The organism is Streptomyces sp. NPDC000878, from assembly GCF_053599695.1.
The window spans coordinates 66491-84871 of record NZ_JBSFMT010000028.1; the positions used below are offsets into that span (position 1 = coordinate 66491).

Sequence of the window (18381 nt, forward strand, 5' to 3'; positions counted from 1 at the left end):
GTCAGAGCCACCCTCGTCGGTCGCCCAGCGCCGCCTGGACGCGTCGGAGCGAGGGGTCCTCGGACATCGGGGTGACGTGATCAAGCACCGACGACCACTCCAGGATGATCGTGGCCGCGAGTTCGACGGCGCACTCCTCCCCGTCGTCGTACGAGCACCGACGGGCCACGCGCCGGATCAGCGCGGGGTCGAGCACCGGGATCATGCTCGCCCAGCCCTCGACGAAGTCGTCCGGGGCTTCCTGCTCTTCCTCGGCCGGCCCGTCCTCGGCCACGATGATGTGGAACACCTCGTGCAGGATGATGTGGTCCTGGTGCAGAGGGGTCGTTTCCTGCTGGAAGAGGACCACGTCCATCTGCGGCGTGTCGACCCACAGCCCCGACGGCCCTGGCTTCTCCAGCGGGAAAGGCCGCAGGACGATCGGGCGTCCCCGTCTCTCGCCGAGTGCCCGACACAGTTCCTTCACGTCCAGCGGGGGCTGGATGCCGAGGTCCTGAAGCTCTCGCCGCAGCCGACGGTGCAGGTCTCGCTCCACCGTCCGATTCTGAACAGTGCGCCACCGCCCCAACCGCCGACGGCGCACCGCGCCCTGCGCAGGAACCTTGGCTTCAGCCGCGTCACGGTCACTTCTTCCCGACCACATCAGCAATCCTTTTCGTACCAACCGTGGATGGCTCGTCCACGAAGCCGGGCAACGACCGCGCCCGTTTTCATCAGGTCCAGTCCCCGTCGCACGACACAGCCGAAAGTGATCACGGGCATCGAAGGCGGCGCGTCAAACCAGGCTGCGAACGCCCCGGCCGATGGGCCGCAAGGGGTGCACGCCCAAGACTCCTCACCATCGAGAGTCGCTAGAGCGAACAGGTAAGGACACGACATCAAGCGCCCTAGGCGGGCTTCGGGAACTGCATCGGACACTACGTGAAGCTCATGTCGAGATCTGGCTGGAAGTCGCCTCCCAGGCTCCACCGACCCCCACACAATAAATCGCACCAAATCGGCACAGCTAGATATGGATCATGCTTTTGAACTGGCATTTCTCGCACCTGACGCGCCCACGCCAACCATCACGAGAGGCGCCGAGTTCGTCACCGATCCGAGATTTTTGCACCATTAATACATGGGTCAAACATCTCTATTAATGCCTAAACCCCTCGACTCCTGAGCCAAGGGGCGAGGTGTGGCCCTAGCCACTTTCAGACAGCATGGACATCATTCGCGATTAGGCTTTCCGGCCATGCGCACCGAGATAAACCGCCAAAGTGATGGCTACCTGGAGTTCTGGAACGAGTACCACTTGTGCACCCTGACGACGCTTCGGCCGGACGGCCGCCCGCATGTCGTGCCGGTTGGGGTCACCGTGGACGCCGACGCCGGTACAGCTTTGGTTATCACTCGCAAATCGAGTAAGAAAGTCGCCAACCTTCAGGCAGCGTTGCCCGGCCAAGCACGCGTCGCCGTCTGCCAAGTGGACGGAGGCCGCTGGGCGACGCTGGAGGGCACGGCCGAGGTCCGCACGCACCCAGCGGCTGTGAACGACGCCGTGGTGCGCTACGGCAAGAGGTACGGGCGGACGCCGGCCCCGGATCCGGAGCGCGTGGTCATCGAGATCACGATCGACCGGGCTATGGGGCATGTCGATGTACCCAAGTCCAAGACCACGAACGCTGCGGCCTGACAGAACTGTGGGCCTGCTGCGACGCCCTGGCGCTCCCCGGAGGCGGGAAAGGCCTGTCGTCGTCGGCCACCCGGTTACGTCAGCGAGGCTCGCACCGCCTCCACCAGCGACGCCGCCCGCGTATCGTCCGGGTCCTCGATGCGCCTGGCACGATGCCCGGCATGAGCCCGACACCAGAGCTGACGCAGAAGACCCTGACCGAACGCGGCTTCCGCGGCTTCGTGCCGTTCCGTGAACTGCCCGACAGCAACGTCCCCACCGGGCACGGAATCTACGTAGTGATCCGCACGGACACCTCGCCCCCGTCGTTCCTCCCCACCAGCCCCGCCGGACACCTCAAAGGCCGCGACCCATCCGTAACCGCCGACAAGCTCGGCGCTGCCTGGGTGGACAGAGCAACGGTCGTGTACATCGGCAAGGCCGCGGGCCAGGACGGACTGAATCAACGGCTTGCCGACTACCGCCGCCACGGCACCGGTCTGCTGGCCGGCCACTGGGGCGGACGCTACATCTGGCAGCTGGCCGACTCGGACGCACTGCTCGTCGCCTGGCGGCCGACGACCGAGGACGACGGCGCGGGTGAGGCTGAGCAGGACCTGATCGACGAGTTCAAAGAACTCCACGGAGGAGCTCTGCCCTTCGCCAACCTCAGGAACAACGCCCGAAAGACTCCGGAGACAGACGCCAGTCTCAACTAATCCCGGTCACCCTGTACCGCCCGGGGGCTGCGCGCCAGCGGCCGCTGCTTCGCTGAGTCGCCGTTTAACCTCGTCGATGAAGAACTGAGGCGCGGTCGCGCCCCGGTAGGGATGGGAGTAGTGGCAGTGGCCTGTCTCCTCATCAAACCCGAAGTACGCCGTCCACGTTCCCCTGCCGGAGTTGGATCGAATCTTTGCTTCCACGTTGAAGCCGCTCGTGGAGACGCTCATGATCTTCCCCACGCTTTCTGCGGCAGCGCGCACGATGGCGGCGAACTCAAGCTCCGCGGGTGTCGGAACGCTGGCATCGAGTGACTCGTCGGTCTCGACGTCCTCGGTGGCGTAGTTCTTCTGGGCGAGCTTGATGAGCAGGCCGCCGACCGCGACGACGGCCACGGCGCCGATGCCGAGGACGAGGAGGAGCTTCTTCTTGGACAGGGGCTTGGCGGTCTCGACGGAGGCGGCGTTTTCGCCGTTCTTGTCGGGGGTGCTCGGGTCGGGCACGGCGGCCTCCCTTTCCGGTTCAGAAGATCTGCCGCCAGAGTAGTTGGCTCGGTTCTCGTATAGCTACGGCCAGGTGTCGTCTGCGGGGTATCCGTCCTGTTCAGGGGCCCGGCCGTCCGTCGCGTGCGGGCCACCAGCGTGCAAGGAGTGATTCGCCTTGCCAGTTGCGGTCCCCGGGCGCGTTGGCCTACTACCGGTAGTTCGTTAAATCCGGTGGTGGCGTGGGTTGACGACAGACCGGGTTGGTCGTAGGCCGGTGGCAGAAGTCAACTGCCTTGCTGGGGGCTGAAGATGACTGCTCGCCGTCCGTGTCCGCCTGCGCCGGGTCCGTTGGAGGACTACGCGGCCCGGTTCGACGACATCTTCTTCAGCCTGGCCCAGCGGCGAGGTTTTCGCGAGTACCTGACCGGGCTGCTGGCGCCGAGGGAGCGGAACAAGACGATCACCTGCCTGGCCGGGGCGGAACCGGTCACCGGCGCGGGGATGCCGGGGGTGCAGCGGCTGCAGTTCTTCCTGTCCGAATCGCCCTGGGAGGCCGAGTTGGTCAACGACCGGCGGCTTGAGCTGCTGCGCGAGGAACCGGCGACGGCTCCGCACGATGGCGGGGTGATCGTGATCGACGATTCCGGGGACCGCAAGGACGGCACCGCGACCGCACATGTGGGCCGGCAGTGGCTGGGCCGACTGGGCAAGACGGACAACGGCATCGTCACGGTGACCACGGTGTGGACCGACGGCCGCGTGTACTACCCGCTGCACGCGACTGCCTACACCCCCGCCCACCACTTCGCCCGCGGCCGGTCCGATCCGGCCTTCCGCACGAAACCGCAGCTGGCCGCTGCTCTCGCGGCCCGAGGCAAGGAGGCGGGCTTCGACTGCCGGGCCGTGGTCGCCGACTGCGCCTACTCCGTCAGCGACACCTGGTACCTCGCACTGCGCGAGGCCGGCCTGGCCTACGTCGTCGCACTCAAGCCACACCGCGGCACCTGGGCCCCGGCCGACCAGCCACACACCCCCATCGAAGCAGCCCACGCCCTGACCTGGTGCGATGCCAGGGATCCCGGCGACTGGACACCTGTGGAACGTCACTTCCGCGACGGGCACACCGAGACCTGGTGGGCCGCCGACGCCCGCCTGGGCGGCTACGGCCCCGACTCACCCTGCCGACTGGTCGTGGCCACCACCGACCCAGCCGGCCTGCCGGAGAAGGCCACCTGGTACCTGGCCACCAACCTTCCCCACTCCGACGCACCGCACGCCACCACCGGCCCGCACCCGCCGGCCGACCTCGCCGAGATCGTCCGCCTCTACTGACTGCGGCCATGGATCGAGCAGAGCTACAAGCAGATCAAGGACGAACTCGGCTGGGCCGACTTCCAGGTCCGCTCCGCCCGCGCCATCCGCCGCCACCAAACCCTGGTCAACTGCGCCTTCTCCTTCTGCTGGGACCAGTGGTTCACCCCACCCGGCCCCCTGGATGCCACCGCGCCGGACCCCTGCCCCGACGACGGGCCAGAGAGGGGGACCAACCCCGTCCCACCAGCCCCAACCGCCCTGCTGGCCCAGGGCCTTACGCGCCATCCGCTCCTGGCTCACCCCCGCCGTCACCCTCCACCGGTGGTGGCAAGCCTGGACGGACAAGGACCCACCCCCCGACCTGCAGGCCCTGATCGACGCGGTCACCACCGGACACGGCATTGACCTCTACCGCCGGATTTAACGAACTACCGGTAAGCACCACACGAGCTGTCGAGGACATCGTGTGCTTCCCTGGGGCCCGTTAGTTCAGAGAAGTCCGGCGCCGCGACGTACGGATACACGACGGCTTCGCCGTCAGGGCGTAGCGCATCGTCGACTGTCAGCCGGATACGGTCCTGCGGTCCGCCGGCGAAGAGCACCCGGCTCACCCGCCACTGCCACCGGTTATCGCTTCCCATACCGACGACCCTGCTGTCCGGCAGCCCCGGAGGCGCACGCGTACCTCGTTCCACCAGGACTACACCGGCAGGATTCCGAGGACGGATGGCCACCCGAGATAGCAGGCTCGGTAAAGGAGTTGATCCCGTACGAAATCTATTGATCAAGGTGTTGAGCCCTTGCCGAACGGATACCTTGCTGCATATGGAATCGAGTCTGCAGCGGACAGCCGACCAGGTATTGGCGTGCGGCGAGGGGGCAGGGGCATTGCGCGATTGGGATTGGTCCGGTTCGCCGGTCTCGTGAGTGACGTGGTGTCATGTCCGTTGTGCGTCAAGGGACTCCGGAGAGAGGGCAGGCACGGTGCTGGTGATCATGTGGTTGTCGAGACCCATGAGAACCGAGCGAGACCGTGCCTGCCCGAACATCATCGCCCATCCCTTCCGCACTGGGGCAACTGGGCTCCCCGACTGATCCCCTCACCTCAAGCGATATCGCTGACCTGCGGCGTTTCCTGATTCTGGTCGCCGATCCCCGCGATGCGCGAGGGCTGCGGTATCCGGCCCTCGCGTTGCTGTGCGCAGCCGCCTCGGCGGTGCTGACCGGGGCTCGCTCGCTCATCGCGATCAGCGAGTGGATCACGGATGCCCCGCAGCATCTTCTGGGTGTCCTCGGCTTCGCTGCAGATCCACTTACCGGTCTGCGGCCTGTGCCGCACGCCGCAACCGTGCGCCGCCTGCTGCAGCGTGTGGACGGTGACGCGCTGGACGCGGCGATCAACGCGTATCTGCAGGCCAGAACTCCGCCCCCGGTCGATTCGGACGCGGAGAATGGGTCGGTGCGACGGGTGATCGCGGTCGACGGCAAGGTGGTCCGCGGATCGCGAACCGCAACGGCCGCGGCGATACAGCTGCTGGCGGCGATGGACCACCACGGCGTCGTCCTGGCCCAGCGGCAGGTCGCCTCCAAGAGCAACGAGATCCCCTCCTTCACACCCCTGCTGGACGGCCTGGATCTGCAGAACTCGGTGGTGACCACCGACGCCCTGCACACCCAGCACGACCACGGGGCCTTTCTGACCAGTCGCGGCGCGTACTACGTGGCTGTCGTGAAGAAGAATCATCCGGGCCTGTACGCCCAGGTCAGGAAGCTGCCCTGGCGGGACATCCCGCTCGGGCACCGCACTCGCGACCACGCCCACCACCGCGATGAGATCCGTCGGCTCAAGGTCGCCGCGTTCAGCCACCTTGACTACCCCGGCGCCCGCCAGGCGATCCAAGTCGTACGGTGGCGACGCGACTTGAGCACGGGGAAGCTGACCATCGAGCGCGTCTACCTGATCACCAGCCTGGACATCTACGACGCCACCCCGGCCCAACTCGCCGCCTGGATCAGAGGCCACTGGGGTATCGAGAACCTCCTGCACCACGTGCGGGACCGCACGTTCCGCGAGGACGACTCCAAGGTCCGCACCGGCACCCTGCCCCGCGCCATGGCCTCCCTGCGCAACCTCGCCATCAGCGTCTTCCGCCAGGACGGCCAGAGCAACACCGCCGCCGCTCTCCGCCACACCGGCCGCGACTACCACCGGCCCCTACGAGCCCTCTGACTCACGTGACGAACCCAGTACTACAGCAGCAGATCTTGTGACGGTTAGTCGGTGCTGGGGAGTGTCTAATAAACGGCGGATCCCGGGGTGTGGCGTCGTACGGTCCGGTGCTCGTCCAGGCGGCGCACCGTACGACGTGTCATGAGAAGTCGCCCTGGGGGAAGGTGCTGAGCCGGCTGGCGAGTTCGGTGCGGGAGCGAACGGAGAGTTTGGCGAAGATCCGGCTGAGGTGGTACTCCACCGTCTTGGGCGACAGGAACAACGCGGCGGCCACTTCAGGAGTGGTGTGGCCTTTGCTGACGAGGACTGCCACCTGGGTCTCGCGCTCGGTGAGCGGGGCCGTGGCACGACCGTGGCGGGCGGGGGTTCTGGCTCCGGCTGCTCGAAGCTCTTCCTCGGCGGCGGTGGTCCACGGGTCGGCCCGGAGCCGCTCGAACACCTGCCGGGCGGCGAGGAGCGGGCGACGGGCGGCACCGCGCCTGCGTGTCCTGAGCAACAGTCGCCCGTACGCGAGATCGGTGCGCGCCTTGGCGAAGGGGTCCGGCAAGCGCTCGTGGTGCGCTGTCGCCCTTCGCAGCGCATCCTCGTCGGCCCGCACCAACCCCTGGCATCGTTCACTGACCGTCTGTCCCCACACGGAGGGCGCTTGCCGTACCTGCCGCAGCAGTTCGGCCGAAGCCGCCTGCGCGGCGGAGGGGTCACCGGCAGCGAGCGCCGCTTCCACGAGGTCGGGCTGGTGCTGCAGCACCGTGGGTTCCGCCAGCCCTGATCGCAGCACGCGCTGCTGCAGATCGGTCAGGCGTGCGGCGGCCTCAGCTGCTTTACCGGTACCCAGTTCGAGCAGGCCGAGTGCGGCTTCGATGTAAGGGCTGACGAGTTCCGCGCCCGTGCCGTCGAGTAGCAGGCGAAATCGGTGGGCGTGCTCGACGCACTGCGCGGATTGTCCTCGGGCGGCCTCGATCCGGGCCAGTACGGAAAGGGCGTAGGCCTGGAGTACGGGCTGCTCGGTCTCCTCGGCGAACATGACTCCCTCACTCGCCAGGGCGCAGGCCTCGTCCCAGTAACCGGTACGCATCTGCGTTTCGGCCAGAACGGTCAGAAACGGGGCGAGCCGCTCGAAAGCGCCGAACTTGCGTGCGCGCCGAACCGCCCGCTCCAGCAGGGTTCGCGCCGCCGGAAACCGCTCGAGCCACATGAGGTCCATGGCGGAGAAACTCGTCACCTCGATGCCGATGGAGAGCGGATCCATCCCGGTGAGGAATCCCTCGCAGGAACGGAGCACCGCGGCGGCGTCGCCGCGCTCGCCGACGAGCATCATCGTATGGGCCCGCAGGACGACCGCGGAGCGGCCGAGGTCGCCGTTCCGGTGGTGTCCGGCCGCGGCGCACGCCCGGTCCGCCGTCGCACGGGCCTGGAGGACGGCGCCGCCCATACACGCGGCTCCGGCGGCGGCCACCAGCAGAGGCACGGCCGCGGCCGGGTCCAGCCCCTCCGCCGCGTCCGCCAGTTCGTCGTGCACCTCCCGCGGTTGGCGGCGCAGGAGCAGGACCTGACTGCGCAGTCCCAACGCGCCGTTGAACACGGCGACATCATCCGTGGCGTCCGACGCCGCCCCGGCCAGTCTCAACGCCTCGTCCCCTCGGCCGACGAGCTGGGCCACCTCGGCGGCGGCCAGGAGGCAGCGCCCCTGAGCGGTCGGCGAGGACGTGAGTTCAGCGGCACGCTCGTAGGCGCGGAGCGCGGCCGGTAGGGCGCCACGGGCGCGGGCGCGGGCGGCGGTCTCCGTCAGAGCGGTCGCCGCCGCCGCGTCGGGGCCGTCCGCTGCGGCGGCGAGATGCCAGCTGCGCTGGTCACGGTCGACCGGGCCGTCGCGTTCGGAGAGCGCGCCGGCCAGGGCGCGGTGCGCTTCGCGCCGCAGCTGGGGAGTCGCCCCGTGGTAGGCGGCCGCCCGCAACAGCGGATGCGCGAACCGGAAGGCGTTCCCGGCCAAGCTGACCATCCCCGCGGATTCGAGTGTCCGCAGGATCGCGGCGTCGAGGGCGAGGGCGTCGAGTGCTCGGATGAGAACGTCGGCCTCCTCGGTGAAGCCGGCCGCCGCGACGGTCACCGCCCGGCGACCCGGTTCAGGCAGCGCCGCCAGTCGGGAGGCGTAGGCGGCAGTGAGTCGCGGGCCCACCGGCAGGGGGCTCTCCGGTTCCTGTGTGACCCATCGGGAAGCACGCAGAGTCGGCGCCGCCTCCAGCAGGGCCAGTGGGTTGCCGGCGGTCTCCCGGTACAGCTTCCCGATCGTCTCGGGGTCGACGGCCGCGTGAACGGACCGCTTCACCAGCGCGGCCGCGTCAGCGGGCGTCAGACCGGTGAGTCTCAGCGTCGGAAGGTTCGCGTTCGCCTCGGTGAAGGCGCACCGCTCGGCGTCCCGTGCGGTGACCAGCACGGCAACGCCCTCGGCCTGCATACGCCGGAAGGCGAAGAGCAGCGCCTGGGCGCTCGTCTCGTCCATCCAGTGCGCGTCGTCCACCGCGACCAGCACGGGTGCCGCCGCCGCGGCATCGGTGAGCAGCGTCACCACGGCGGCTCCCAGGGTCAGCCGGTCCGGCGCCTTCCCGTCCTCCAGTGACAGGGCGACACGCAGAGCGCGCGCCTGAACCTCCGGCAGGCCACCCACCAGACCCTGTACGGGGCGGATGAGTTCACTGAGGCCGGCGAAGGCGAGTTCCGCCTCCATCTCGATTCCCGTCGCCCTGAGAACCCGCATTCCCACAGTCACGGCCTCGGTCACCGCCTCTTCCAGGAGCGCGGTTTTGCCGATTCCGGGTTCGCCGCGCAGTACGAGGAGCCCGCTGCGGCCTTGCCGCGCGTCGGAGAGGAGCAGCAGTAACCGGTCTTTCTCCTCACCACGTGACAGCAGCCCGTGCTGTTCACGGCCAGGCGTCATGGCAACCCCCTGGAAAAGCGACGGCCGACGGTGCTGACGCGCGAGCACCTGTCTCCATTGTGGGCGCTCGACGGCGGCTGCGGCGGAGACTAGGGAATTTACGGATATCCCTCGGTCGGCTCATCGCGCCAGAGTTGTTCTTCTCCAGCCCGCCCGGGCCGGAAAAAGAGAAGGGGATCGCGATGAGCAACCTGTACACGGGGCAGATGGCCCCGCCCCCGCCGCCCGTGCCGACGGTCACCGGCCAGCTGATCAACGACGTCCGTCCATTCGGGAATGCCAGCGGCACCGTCGCGGCGGCCACCCAGCTGGCGTGGTTCGTGGGGCGGGGCGTTTGGCGAGCGATCGGCAAGTGACAGGGGACGCCGTCCTGCGGTGGGCCTGAGGGCACCGGCCTGGGACGCCCCCGCCCCGGGCCGGTGCCCACCGTTCATGACGCCCGCCCCGGCAGCCACCGTCCGCTGCCCGGCAACGACCGGGAACGACCGAGGAGGCCCCCCTCCGAGAGCCACCGGGAAACGCCCCTGAAACGGCCGGCAGCAGCCGACACCAACTGAGAAAAACCAAGAACGACCGAGAACAGCCAAGAACGACCGAGGAGGCACCATGTTGTCCGACAATCCGATCGCAGGGCCGGAAGCAGACCGATACGGTTTCGGCACCCACGCCAAAATCCTCTGCGACGCGATATCCGCGGCCGACGACCTGCCACTCACCATCGGCGTCTTCGGCCCCTGGGGGATGGGAAAGTCGAGTTTCATGAAGGTGTGCGAGGGATTGCTCAAGGCACACGACGTCAGGACGGTCTGGTTCAACCCGTGGAAGTACGACCAGAAGGACGAGATCTGGCACGCCCTCATCCAGACCGTGCTGGCTGAGATCGCCCACGACCTCGAGAAGCGACGGCAGTCCGGCGAGGAGACGCTGCGGGACCGGCTGACGCCAGCCCTGGACACCGTCAGGAAACTCAGCCGGGCGGCGGCCTGGCTGCTCGCCCGCCGAGCCGCCGGCCCTCTCACGGCAGGACTGCTGGCCCCCGAGGACATCGATGCCGTGCAGACCGCTCTCACCGCACCCGGAATGGACACATACCTGCACGTCAACCGCTTCGAGCAGGACTTCAGGGACGTCGTCGACACGTACACCGACGGCGGCCGACTCGTCCTGTTCATCGACGACCTGGACCGCTGCACCCCGGATGCCGCGATCACCGTGCTCGACTCCCTGAAGCTCTTCCTGGGAGACGGGTCCTGTGTCTTCGTCCTGGCCATGGACTACCAAATCGTCGCCGAGGCGGCCGCCAAACGTTTCGACAACGAACACACGGACGGCGTACGCGGGCGACAGTATCTGGAGAAGCTGATCCACTTCCCGTTCCATCTGCCCGGAGTTCCCTTCGAAGCCCTGCACCGGAATCTGCACGACCGGGTCACCGCGCTCGCGTTGACGGGGTCGCGGGAGCTGTGGGAGCTCATCGAGGTCGCTTTCGCGGCCAACCCGCGACGGGTGCGCCGCTTCGTCAACGGCCTGAACCACTCGGCCCTGACCCTGCACCAGCACAGCGACGCCCCAGGGCGCGAACGGCTGCTGCACGCGGGCACGCTGCTCGCCTTCCAGATCAAGCACCCGGACTTCTTCACCGCCCTGCAGAACGATCCGGGCGTCTGGGCGCGGTTCGACGAGGCCGAGTTCGCCAAGTCCGAACTCGGCGGCGGGGACGCGGAGCTCGCCAGGAACAACCCCGGTGCACGGCGGCTGATCGCCGCCGTGTCCTCGCGGCGCACGGGGTTCGACTTCCCCCCGCCGCCGACGCCCGCCGTGATCAGGCTGCTGACCGAAGTGCTGACGGTGAGCGGCGGAGCGGCCCCTGACGAGGTGATGACGCGTGGAGAGTGACATGGAACCCGACGTACGGTACGCCGTCGGCCTGGACATCGGTGACGGGGAGAGCTCCCTGTGCTGGCTGGAGACCCGTGGTCGCGGTGAAGCACGCGTGTACGACAGGGGGACCGAGGGCGCTGCGATCCTGACGGCCCTGGGCCGCGAACGCCTGGATCAGGGGGATTACCGGCACCTCATCGGTGAGGCGGCCGTACTGACGCGGAACGTCCTGCACTTCAGCGTCAACTTCAAGAACCGCCCCGACCCGGACACCTTGAATCCCCCCGACGCCGTGCGGTTCGCCCGGATCCTCCTCACCGAGTTCTTCTCCGAGCACCCGGAGGTCCGGAGGGACTGCGTGGTGTACGTGGGCCATCCCACGGGCTGGGACGCCGTGTCCGTGGCGGCGTACCGCCGGCATCTCTCGTCGACGAATCTGCCCGTACGTCTCGTAGCCGAGTCTCAGTCCGCCCTGGTCCACGTCCGGGACCGAAGGAGCGAACGGCGCGACACACACGGTCTCGACCGGGTACTGGTCGTCGACATCGGATCGTCCACGACCGACTTCACGTTCGTCGAAGACCTGATCCCGCGCAATCTTCCGCTGGGCTCCGACCTGGGCTGCCGAGTGATCGACGACAGGCTGGCCAGGATGGTGCGGCAGGCGTTCGCGGGAGACAAGGCGTTCACGGAGGCTCTCGATCAGGACGGCGCGGAGGAGACGTTGCGCCTGCTGTGTCGCTGGGCCAAGGAGGCGCAGTTCACGAGGGACGATGTGCGCCTCCAGCATCTCCAGGCTGGGTGCGACACCCGCTTCGTCCCCTTCATGAACCCGTCCTTCGGCTGGCTCAGAGGAGTGGACATCCCGCTGCGTGTGGTCCGTGCCCCTGGTGGCTGGGCGGAGCGCTTCTCGGACGTCCTGACAGGGGTGCGCGACGCGCTCGGCTCGGCAGAACCCGAGCTGGTCGTGCTCACCGGCGGCGGTTCGCGCATGCCCGTGGTACGCGAACTGTGCCTGAAAGCGTTCCCGAACGCGTCCGTCGAGCATGACGAGGCACCGTCCCTCGCCGTGACCCGAGGACTTGCCAGCGTCGGACGTCACCGGGTCAACGTGGCCCGGTTCCGGCACGACATCCTGGCGCTCAAGGACCGGCCGGAGTTCGAGGACAGGATTCGTACGGGCCTGCTCGACGCGTTCGACCAGGCCAGGAGCATCCTGCTGACCCGCCTGCTGGAAAAAGCCGAGGCGGAGCCCGTCGACGACCAGGACGAACAGGACATCGACGCGCTCATCCACCGGCTGACCGGGATGGACGAGGTCCTGGCCCGCCTGCGGATACGGCTCAACGCCGAGCTGACCCCCATGGCACTGGGCATCTGCCGCTCGTACGACATCCGGGACGACCAGTTCACCCTGGACATCGTCCTGCCCGGGGTCATCGGTACCGCCATCGGCGCACGGATCCGCCCCAAGTGGCGGACGCTGCGCGCCGCTCAGGGCGTGCTCAAAGCCTACGCCAGCCTGGGAAGCGTCGGCTTCTACGCGCTGCGGTTCGCGACGGCGGGCGCGAAGTGGTCCAGGAAGATCGGCGTCGCGGGAGCCGCGGTCGCCATCGGGCTGGGGCTCCCTCACGCCGCACTGACCGGCGCCCGCACGCTCATCCGCACGACGCTGGAGAAGGCGGAACTCGACCCCGCCGAGGTGACCGACGTCGTCGCCCAGGTGGCCGACCGGATCACCGCGCAGATGGATCGCCGCGCCCAGGAGGTGGAGCGCTTCGTCTCCGCCACGGCCCTGCCCTGACCGGGCGGTCGCGGGTGGTCCGGCCCGGTCACCGTCCCGACGGTGACCGGGCCGTGCCGGTCCTCGCGGCAGCCGCCCGGCCGCAGCGGCCGCGCCTGCTGGTCGCCGCCCGTGCGGAGGGCTCGGCCGGACGAACCCGGCCGAGCCCCCGACGGCGCCACTCCCCCGGCGCACCCGGCTCAGAAGGCGTTGCCGCGCGGCCGTCTCCTGTATTCCCGGACAACGGCTCCGGCCGCACGGCCCTCCTGGTCGTCTACTGGTCGTCTGCGCCGACTTCCAGTCCGCGGCCCGTGGCGACCGCCCTGACCCGACGCCCGCGCTGCGGGCACCAGCTCGCTGATCGCGATGAGCGAGCGAGCCCCGGTCAGCACCGCCGAGGCGGCTGCGCACAGCAACGCGAGGGCCGGATACCGCAGCCCTCGCGCATCGCGGGGATCGGCGACCAGAATCAGGAAACGCCGCAGGTCAGCGATATCGCTTGAGGTGAGGGGATCAGTCGGGGAGCCCAGTTGCCCCAGTGCGGAAGGGATGGGCGATGATGTTCGGGCAAGCACGGTCTCGCTCGGTTCTCATGGGTCTCGACAACCACATGATCACCAGCACCGTGCCTGCCCTCTCTCCGGAGTCCCTTGACGCACAACGGACATGACACCACGTCACTCACGAGACCGGCGAACCGGACCAATCCCAATCGCGCAATGCCCCTGGGCGAGGGGGACGCTGCGTGGGGCGCCGCCGCCCGCCGGGCTGCTCGGCTCCTCACCCAGAGGTGGCCGACCGAGGACTCCAGCGCGGTGCCCACCTGGTCCCTCCAGACCCTGGCCCTGTTCCTCTACGTTCATTTTTCCCTGTGTTGCCAGCGCAAGTGGTACCTCTGGGTATCAATATTGACCTGAATGAGCGAATTCAGTGATGCGCCAATAGTCCGAGCGCTTCAACGGGGAATGAAGCAGTTCATGGTCATCGGAGGAATTATTATTGGCGCAGTCGTGGGATTCGCGGGTCTGGTGTTTCTCGGTGTTGGACTCATCCTCTTCGTTCAAGGATCGGTGCGAGATCGCACCGCGCCGCGAGCGCAAGGGGTCGGTGAGGACACAAGGACGCCTTGGCAACTGATCTTCTGGCTGCTAAAAAGGTTGATCTCCATCATTTTTGCTGGCAAGGGGTATTCTGCTGGACAGCGGGGGATGGCGCACGGCCTAGTGCTTGCCGTCCTAGGAATTGTGTTGCTCTTCGGTGGGCTTGGCACTATTGCGGGCGTGGTGGCGACTGACCAGGCGAAAAAGGAAGCTGAAGAGACGGTTCAGTCTGCACCTCTTAGATGATTCACTGACGGTAGATCTTTCCCACTACGGCAATTTCGATCGGTACACCGTCAATGTCAAGCGGGAGATCGGGTCGGTCGTCCTTGCTCACAAGATTGACCTTGATCTTATAATTACCTCCACTTCCTCCGATGCCAACTCCATTCACTCTCCGGTCGTTGGCGAGGCGCGCAGCAAGGACCTTCTTTGCAACGCGGGCGGTTTCCAAGTCGGCCATATGTTCTCCGGTGTCACGACAATTTTGCTCTGAGTTGGATGAGTACTGGCTTGAGTGGGTTGACGTACGTGAGACCCGCACCGTTGGTCCCACCCTCATCACTGCCAGCGAACAAGAGGCCGATAGCCCCTTCGGAGCCAGGGTGCCATACCAGCGATCCGCTGTCGCCACCTTGGCTGAACGGGCTAGCGCCGGTCCCCTCGACCTCGATCTGCCCGTCGAAACGCAGAAACCCTGTTTCGTCGCCGTAGTCGATCCATATGTCATCCATGTCGATCGCAGTCACGACACCTGTTGTGCGCCCGGTCGTCCGACCGTCCTTGGCCACGAGCATGTCGCCCATCGGTTCGCGGACCCCGGTGAGATTGGGCTGCGGAGGGTCGAACGGGACGTCGTCGTTCAGTCTGCAAACGGCAGCGTCCATGACGTTCGCGCTCGCTCGTCGCGACCGCAGTTTCTCAACCTTTGACAGCGTTCCGATCGGGGTGGCTGGGGCGGCATTCGTCGCGTCGATGGGGCCAGGGTGCAGGATCGGATCACCTGGCGATCCCCGATCGCAAGCCGCGAGGACGTGATTGTTCGACAGAATGTAGACGCCGGTCTCGTCGGCCAACTCAACGAACGCCCCCAGGCTACCGGCAGTGACCAGCTGGTGACCGATAGATGCTCCTGGCTGCAACGGCGTTGCAGTGCCCTGCGCCTTGACTCGTCCGATGAATCGAATGTCGGACTCACCCGAAGCCTTCTTGTGAATCAGGGAAGCCAGCTGTTGAGTCTCGGGGGCCTTCCTTTGGAGGCGTACAGCAACCCCGTACTGCTTGGCACCCAAAACGGCAACGCCGATTCCGACACCACCCGTGTCAGGGAACATCGCTATCGGCAAATTTAGCGGGTGAGCGGCCATCGCCGATACACGTCTCCCGATTCGGGGGATAGCTGACTCCTCGCTTCTGAACTGGTCGAGAAGCTCATCCTTGAGTGCGCGAGCAGATTTGAGTTCCATGGCACCTCCTATTTAGAGGGGTGCGAAAGATTATCACTTCATGATGCGTTGCTCCGCGCGCAATTCCTGGTATCGCACTCCAGCTTCTTTAAGTATCTCTCCGCGGGCTCAACTTCGCGAACTGGAAAATTGACTGGAACAACGGCCAACACAATGAGCCGAGTTGCTGCTGAGGGATCAGGCAGCAGGCGAGCTTGAGGAACGTTTTGTGGATGCCGGCCCTGTGTTCCCATCGGATGCGCAGCCGTCGGGAGCCGTGGAGCCGCAAGGATGGGTCGGCAGCGCGGCGAGGTGTGCACCACCTAGCGCGACGTTCCGTACCGTCCGTGGTGACGACGCGGTGCGCTGCCCCTGATCCTGTGTCGGCGTCGGCTTAACGCGGACCCTCTGACGGCGCATCAAAAGTGACTCATGTGGTGATCTTCGTCTGACTCTGGCCTTGTTGATCAAGGTCAGGAGGAAGAGATGATCCTTGTGGAGGACTGGGCAGAGATCCGTCGGCTGCACCGGGCCGAGCAGATGCCGATCCGGGCGATCGCCCGGCACCTGGGCATCTCGAAGAACACGGTGAAACGGGCGCTCACGCATGACCGGCCGCCGAAGTACGAGAGACCGCTGAAGGGCTCGGCGGTCGACGCGGTCGAGGTACAGATCCGCGAGCTGCTCAGGGAGACGCCGACGATGCCGGCGACCGTGATCGCCGAGCGGATCGGCTGGGAACGCGGGATGACCATCTTGAAGGAGAGGGTGCGCTAGCTGCGGCCCGCCTACGTTCCGGTGGATCCGGTCTCGCGGACGGTCTATCGGCCCAGTGAACTGGCCCAGTGCGACCTGTGGTTTCCGGAGGCGGACATCCCGCTGGGCTATGGGCAGAGCGGCCGGCCGCCGGTCTTAGGCGTCGATCAACACTTGCTGTCCTGCCTGGCTTATCTCGGCGGTAGGGGCGTCGGCGACCATCTCGACCGTCACGTGCACCTTCCCGGGATCACCCACTTGCGCCGGGTATGCGGGATCGATGGGATAGCCGAGCAGCGTGGGACGGAAGGCGCGCTGTAGGCCATCAATGGGAATGTCCCATTCCGGTGTACTGGCCTGGGAGTTCTCGAGCGTCTCATTTGCAGGCCTCGGCGCTTCCTTCACATGATCCTGTCCCTTGAGGGGCCTCACCGCTCTGTCCCTTTCGCCATCTGACCGGCCAGATCCACGAGTTCGACCGGCTCATCGCTCGGACCCTGGAGTAGATCACCACCTCGCCCGACGGTTCGGGCACAGGGGACGGGCTCGAACCGTGAATCCCGCGCGCATGCCCAGTCCCCGGCTCCCACCCCGGCCGCTGGCCTGCGTTCACTCCACGCCGATGAGCAGCAGCATGCTCTGCTTGCCGCCCCGGTACACCACGGTGTCGACGGCGAGGTAGGACTCCCGGACCCTGGCCTCTAGGTGCTCGGCGACGGTCTCCGGGGCCTCGTCGCCGACGACCAGGGTGACCAGCTTGGCGCCGGCCTGGAGCATGCGGTCCAGGACGGTGACGGCGGTGGCGGTGACGTCCGAGCCGATCACCGCCACATCGCCGTCGATCAGGCCCAGGACGTCCCCGGCCTGGCAGATGCCGGCCGCGGTCCGGGACCGGGTTTCAGCGACGACGACGTCGGCGTAGCGGGTGGCGCCAGCCGCGGAGGTCATCGCGACGACGTCCTCGTCGAACGGGCGTTCCGGTTCGTGCACGGCCAGGGCGGCGATGCCCTGGACCGCCGAGCGGGTCGGGATCAGGGCCACGCGGATGCCCTCCGCCCTGGCTTGCTCGGCCGCCGCAACGGCCGAGCGGCGTAGGTCGACGTCGTTGGGCAGCAGCACTACCTCGCGCGCGTGGGCCCGCCGTACGGCCTCGACAAGTTCCCCGAGGGCGGGCGGCTCCCCAGGGCGGGCGAGCACGGTGGTCGCGCCAGCCTCGATGTGGAGCCTGGCCAGGCCCTCGCCGGGCACCACGGCGACCACGGCACGCTGAACACGCTCGCGTGAGGGTCGGCCGCCCCCGGTCGGCTGCCCCTCCGTACGCAGCAGTTGCAGCGACTCCTGCTCGGTGTCGTCGAGTGGAGCGAGCCGCTCGACGTCCGGCTCCTCTCGCATGATGATCTGCTCATCGGCCGGCGGCTCAGGGGTCTGCCCGATACGCACGGGCTGCTGATCCACGGTGTCATGGGACGCGGAAATGTCGCCGTAGACGTCCAACTGATCGGCGACCGCGCGCAACAGTCCGGCGATCTTCTTTCCGGACGCCCGGTCGGGGTAGCTGCCCCTTTTGAGCATCGGGGTGATGTTCTCAAGGAGGGTCGTCAGGTCCTGCATGATTAAGGCCAGTTCGTCGGGCTTCTTGCGTTGCGTCAGGGCAGCGGGGATTTCTGGAGCAGGACGACCGGGCAGGTGGAACCAGGCCGTGACCTCGCCCTCCTTGAGCTCCAGCCGGGCCGAGGAGTAGCGCTCGGGTTCGATGAAGCTGCCACCATGCCTGATCGCATCCTCGTACAGGGACTGAGAGGTGACGAGCACGAGGTTGGACCCCTCGGCGTCGAGCAGATGCCGGGCGACGGCGGAGTCGGCGAGCCGGCAGGCGAGGTCGATGGCGCGTCCGTGGATGCCTCGGGCGTCGTGCCGGACCGGGCCGAAGTTCATACCGATCCGCAGTCCCAGCGGCGCGCGTAGGAGACGGTTCTCGTGACGTAGGTTCTCGTGCACCTGGACCAGCCACAGGCCGATCAGTTGGGTCACCGGAATCCGCGCGGACACGGACACCGACAGCAGTACGCCGTCGC

General features: G+C 67.3%; 13 protein-coding genes and 3 pseudogenes. 9 read left to right on the forward strand and 7 right to left on the reverse strand.

Features of this window, described 5'->3' with window-relative positions:
• Position 1: 1 nt before the first annotated feature.
• Positions 2 to 535 (reverse strand): hypothetical protein, encoded by a 534-nt coding sequence (locus ACWDR4_RS24600; RefSeq protein ID WP_450411664.1) that lies wholly within the window; start codon positions 533 to 535, stop codon positions 2 to 4.
• Between the two features lie 702 nt (positions 536 to 1237).
• Between ACWDR4_RS24600 and ACWDR4_RS24605 the strand changes: the two genes are divergently transcribed.
• A complete protein-coding gene (locus ACWDR4_RS24605; protein WP_450411666.1) occupies positions 1238 to 1678 on the forward strand; it encodes a pyridoxamine 5'-phosphate oxidase family protein in 441 nt (146 codons plus the stop codon).
• 161 nt (positions 1679 to 1839) lie between these two features.
• A complete protein-coding gene (locus ACWDR4_RS24610; protein WP_450411668.1) occupies positions 1840 to 2376 on the forward strand; it encodes a hypothetical protein in 537 nt (178 codons plus the stop codon).
• Positions 2377 to 2382: 6 nt separating this feature from the next.
• On the opposite strand, the gene ACWDR4_RS24615 is transcribed toward ACWDR4_RS24610, so the two are convergent.
• The gene (locus ACWDR4_RS24615; RefSeq protein WP_450411670.1) at positions 2383 to 2880 is read right to left on the reverse strand and encodes a hypothetical protein; all 498 of its coding nucleotides are present in this window, start codon (positions 2878 to 2880) and stop codon (positions 2383 to 2385) included.
• A gap of 291 nt (positions 2881 to 3171) precedes the next feature.
• Here ACWDR4_RS24615 and ACWDR4_RS24620 point away from each other — a divergent pair.
• Both ACWDR4_RS24620 and ACWDR4_RS24625 read left to right on the forward strand, forming a co-directional pair.
• Positions 3172 to 4581 (forward strand): annotated as a pseudogene (locus ACWDR4_RS24620) (IS701 family transposase).
• Positions 4582 to 5209: 628 nt separating this feature from the next.
• Positions 5210 to 6406, forward strand: a complete 1197-nt coding sequence (locus ACWDR4_RS24625; RefSeq protein WP_450411672.1) for an ISAs1 family transposase — start codon at positions 5210 to 5212, stop codon at positions 6404 to 6406.
• 139 nt (positions 6407 to 6545) lie between these two features.
• Here the strand turns inward: ACWDR4_RS24625 and ACWDR4_RS24630 are convergent, their stop codons facing one another.
• A complete protein-coding gene (locus tag ACWDR4_RS24630; RefSeq protein ID WP_450411674.1) occupies positions 6546 to 9341 on the reverse strand; it encodes an AAA family ATPase in 2796 nt (931 codons plus the stop codon).
• Positions 9342 to 9523: 182 nt separating this feature from the next.
• On the opposite strand from ACWDR4_RS24630, the gene ACWDR4_RS24635 reads away from it, so the two are divergent.
• The 4 genes from ACWDR4_RS24635 (at position 9524) to ACWDR4_RS24650 (ending at position 14351) form a co-directional block, all read left to right on the forward strand.
• Complete coding sequence (locus ACWDR4_RS24635; RefSeq protein WP_450411676.1) at positions 9524 to 9697, forward strand: hypothetical protein; 174 nt, start codon at positions 9524 to 9526, stop codon at positions 9695 to 9697.
• A gap of 250 nt (positions 9698 to 9947) precedes the next feature.
• Positions 9948 to 11237, forward strand: a complete 1290-nt coding sequence (locus tag ACWDR4_RS24640) for a KAP family P-loop NTPase fold protein (protein ID WP_450411677.1) — start codon at positions 9948 to 9950, stop codon at positions 11235 to 11237.
• 1 nt (position 11238) lies between these two features.
• On the forward strand, positions 11239 to 13026 hold the full coding sequence (locus tag ACWDR4_RS24645) for an Hsp70 family protein (RefSeq protein ID WP_450411679.1): 1788 nt from the start codon (positions 11239 to 11241) through the stop codon (positions 13024 to 13026).
• An 896-nt stretch (positions 13027 to 13922) separates the two neighbouring features.
• Positions 13923 to 14351: a hypothetical protein gene (locus ACWDR4_RS24650; RefSeq protein ID WP_450411681.1), complete on the forward strand. Its 429-nt coding sequence runs from the start codon at positions 13923 to 13925 to the stop codon at positions 14349 to 14351.
• Between the two features lies 1 nt (position 14352).
• Here the strand turns inward: ACWDR4_RS24650 and ACWDR4_RS24655 are convergent, their stop codons facing one another.
• Together ACWDR4_RS24655 and ACWDR4_RS24660 are read right to left on the reverse strand one after the other, a co-directional pair.
• Positions 14353 to 14568, reverse strand: a complete 216-nt coding sequence (locus ACWDR4_RS24655; RefSeq protein WP_450411683.1) for a hypothetical protein — start codon at positions 14566 to 14568, stop codon at positions 14353 to 14355.
• A 13-nt stretch (positions 14569 to 14581) separates the two neighbouring features.
• Entirely contained in the window at positions 14582 to 15571 is a 990-nt protein-coding gene (locus tag ACWDR4_RS24660; protein WP_450411685.1) for a hypothetical protein, read from the reverse strand.
• Positions 15572 to 16036: 465 nt separating this feature from the next.
• Here ACWDR4_RS24660 and ACWDR4_RS24665 point away from each other — a divergent pair.
• Positions 16037 to 16447, forward strand: a pseudogene (locus tag ACWDR4_RS24665) (helix-turn-helix domain-containing protein); the annotation flags it as partial.
• A 15-nt stretch (positions 16448 to 16462) separates the two neighbouring features.
• Here ACWDR4_RS24665 and ACWDR4_RS24670 read toward each other — a convergent pair.
• Entirely contained in the window at positions 16463 to 16711 is a 249-nt protein-coding gene (locus ACWDR4_RS24670) for a hypothetical protein (protein ID WP_450411732.1), read from the reverse strand.
• 204 nt (positions 16712 to 16915) lie between these two features.
• Positions 16916 to 17608, reverse strand: a pseudogene (locus tag ACWDR4_RS24675) (DAK2 domain-containing protein); the annotation flags it as partial.
• Positions 17609 to 18381: the final 773 nt, after the last annotated feature.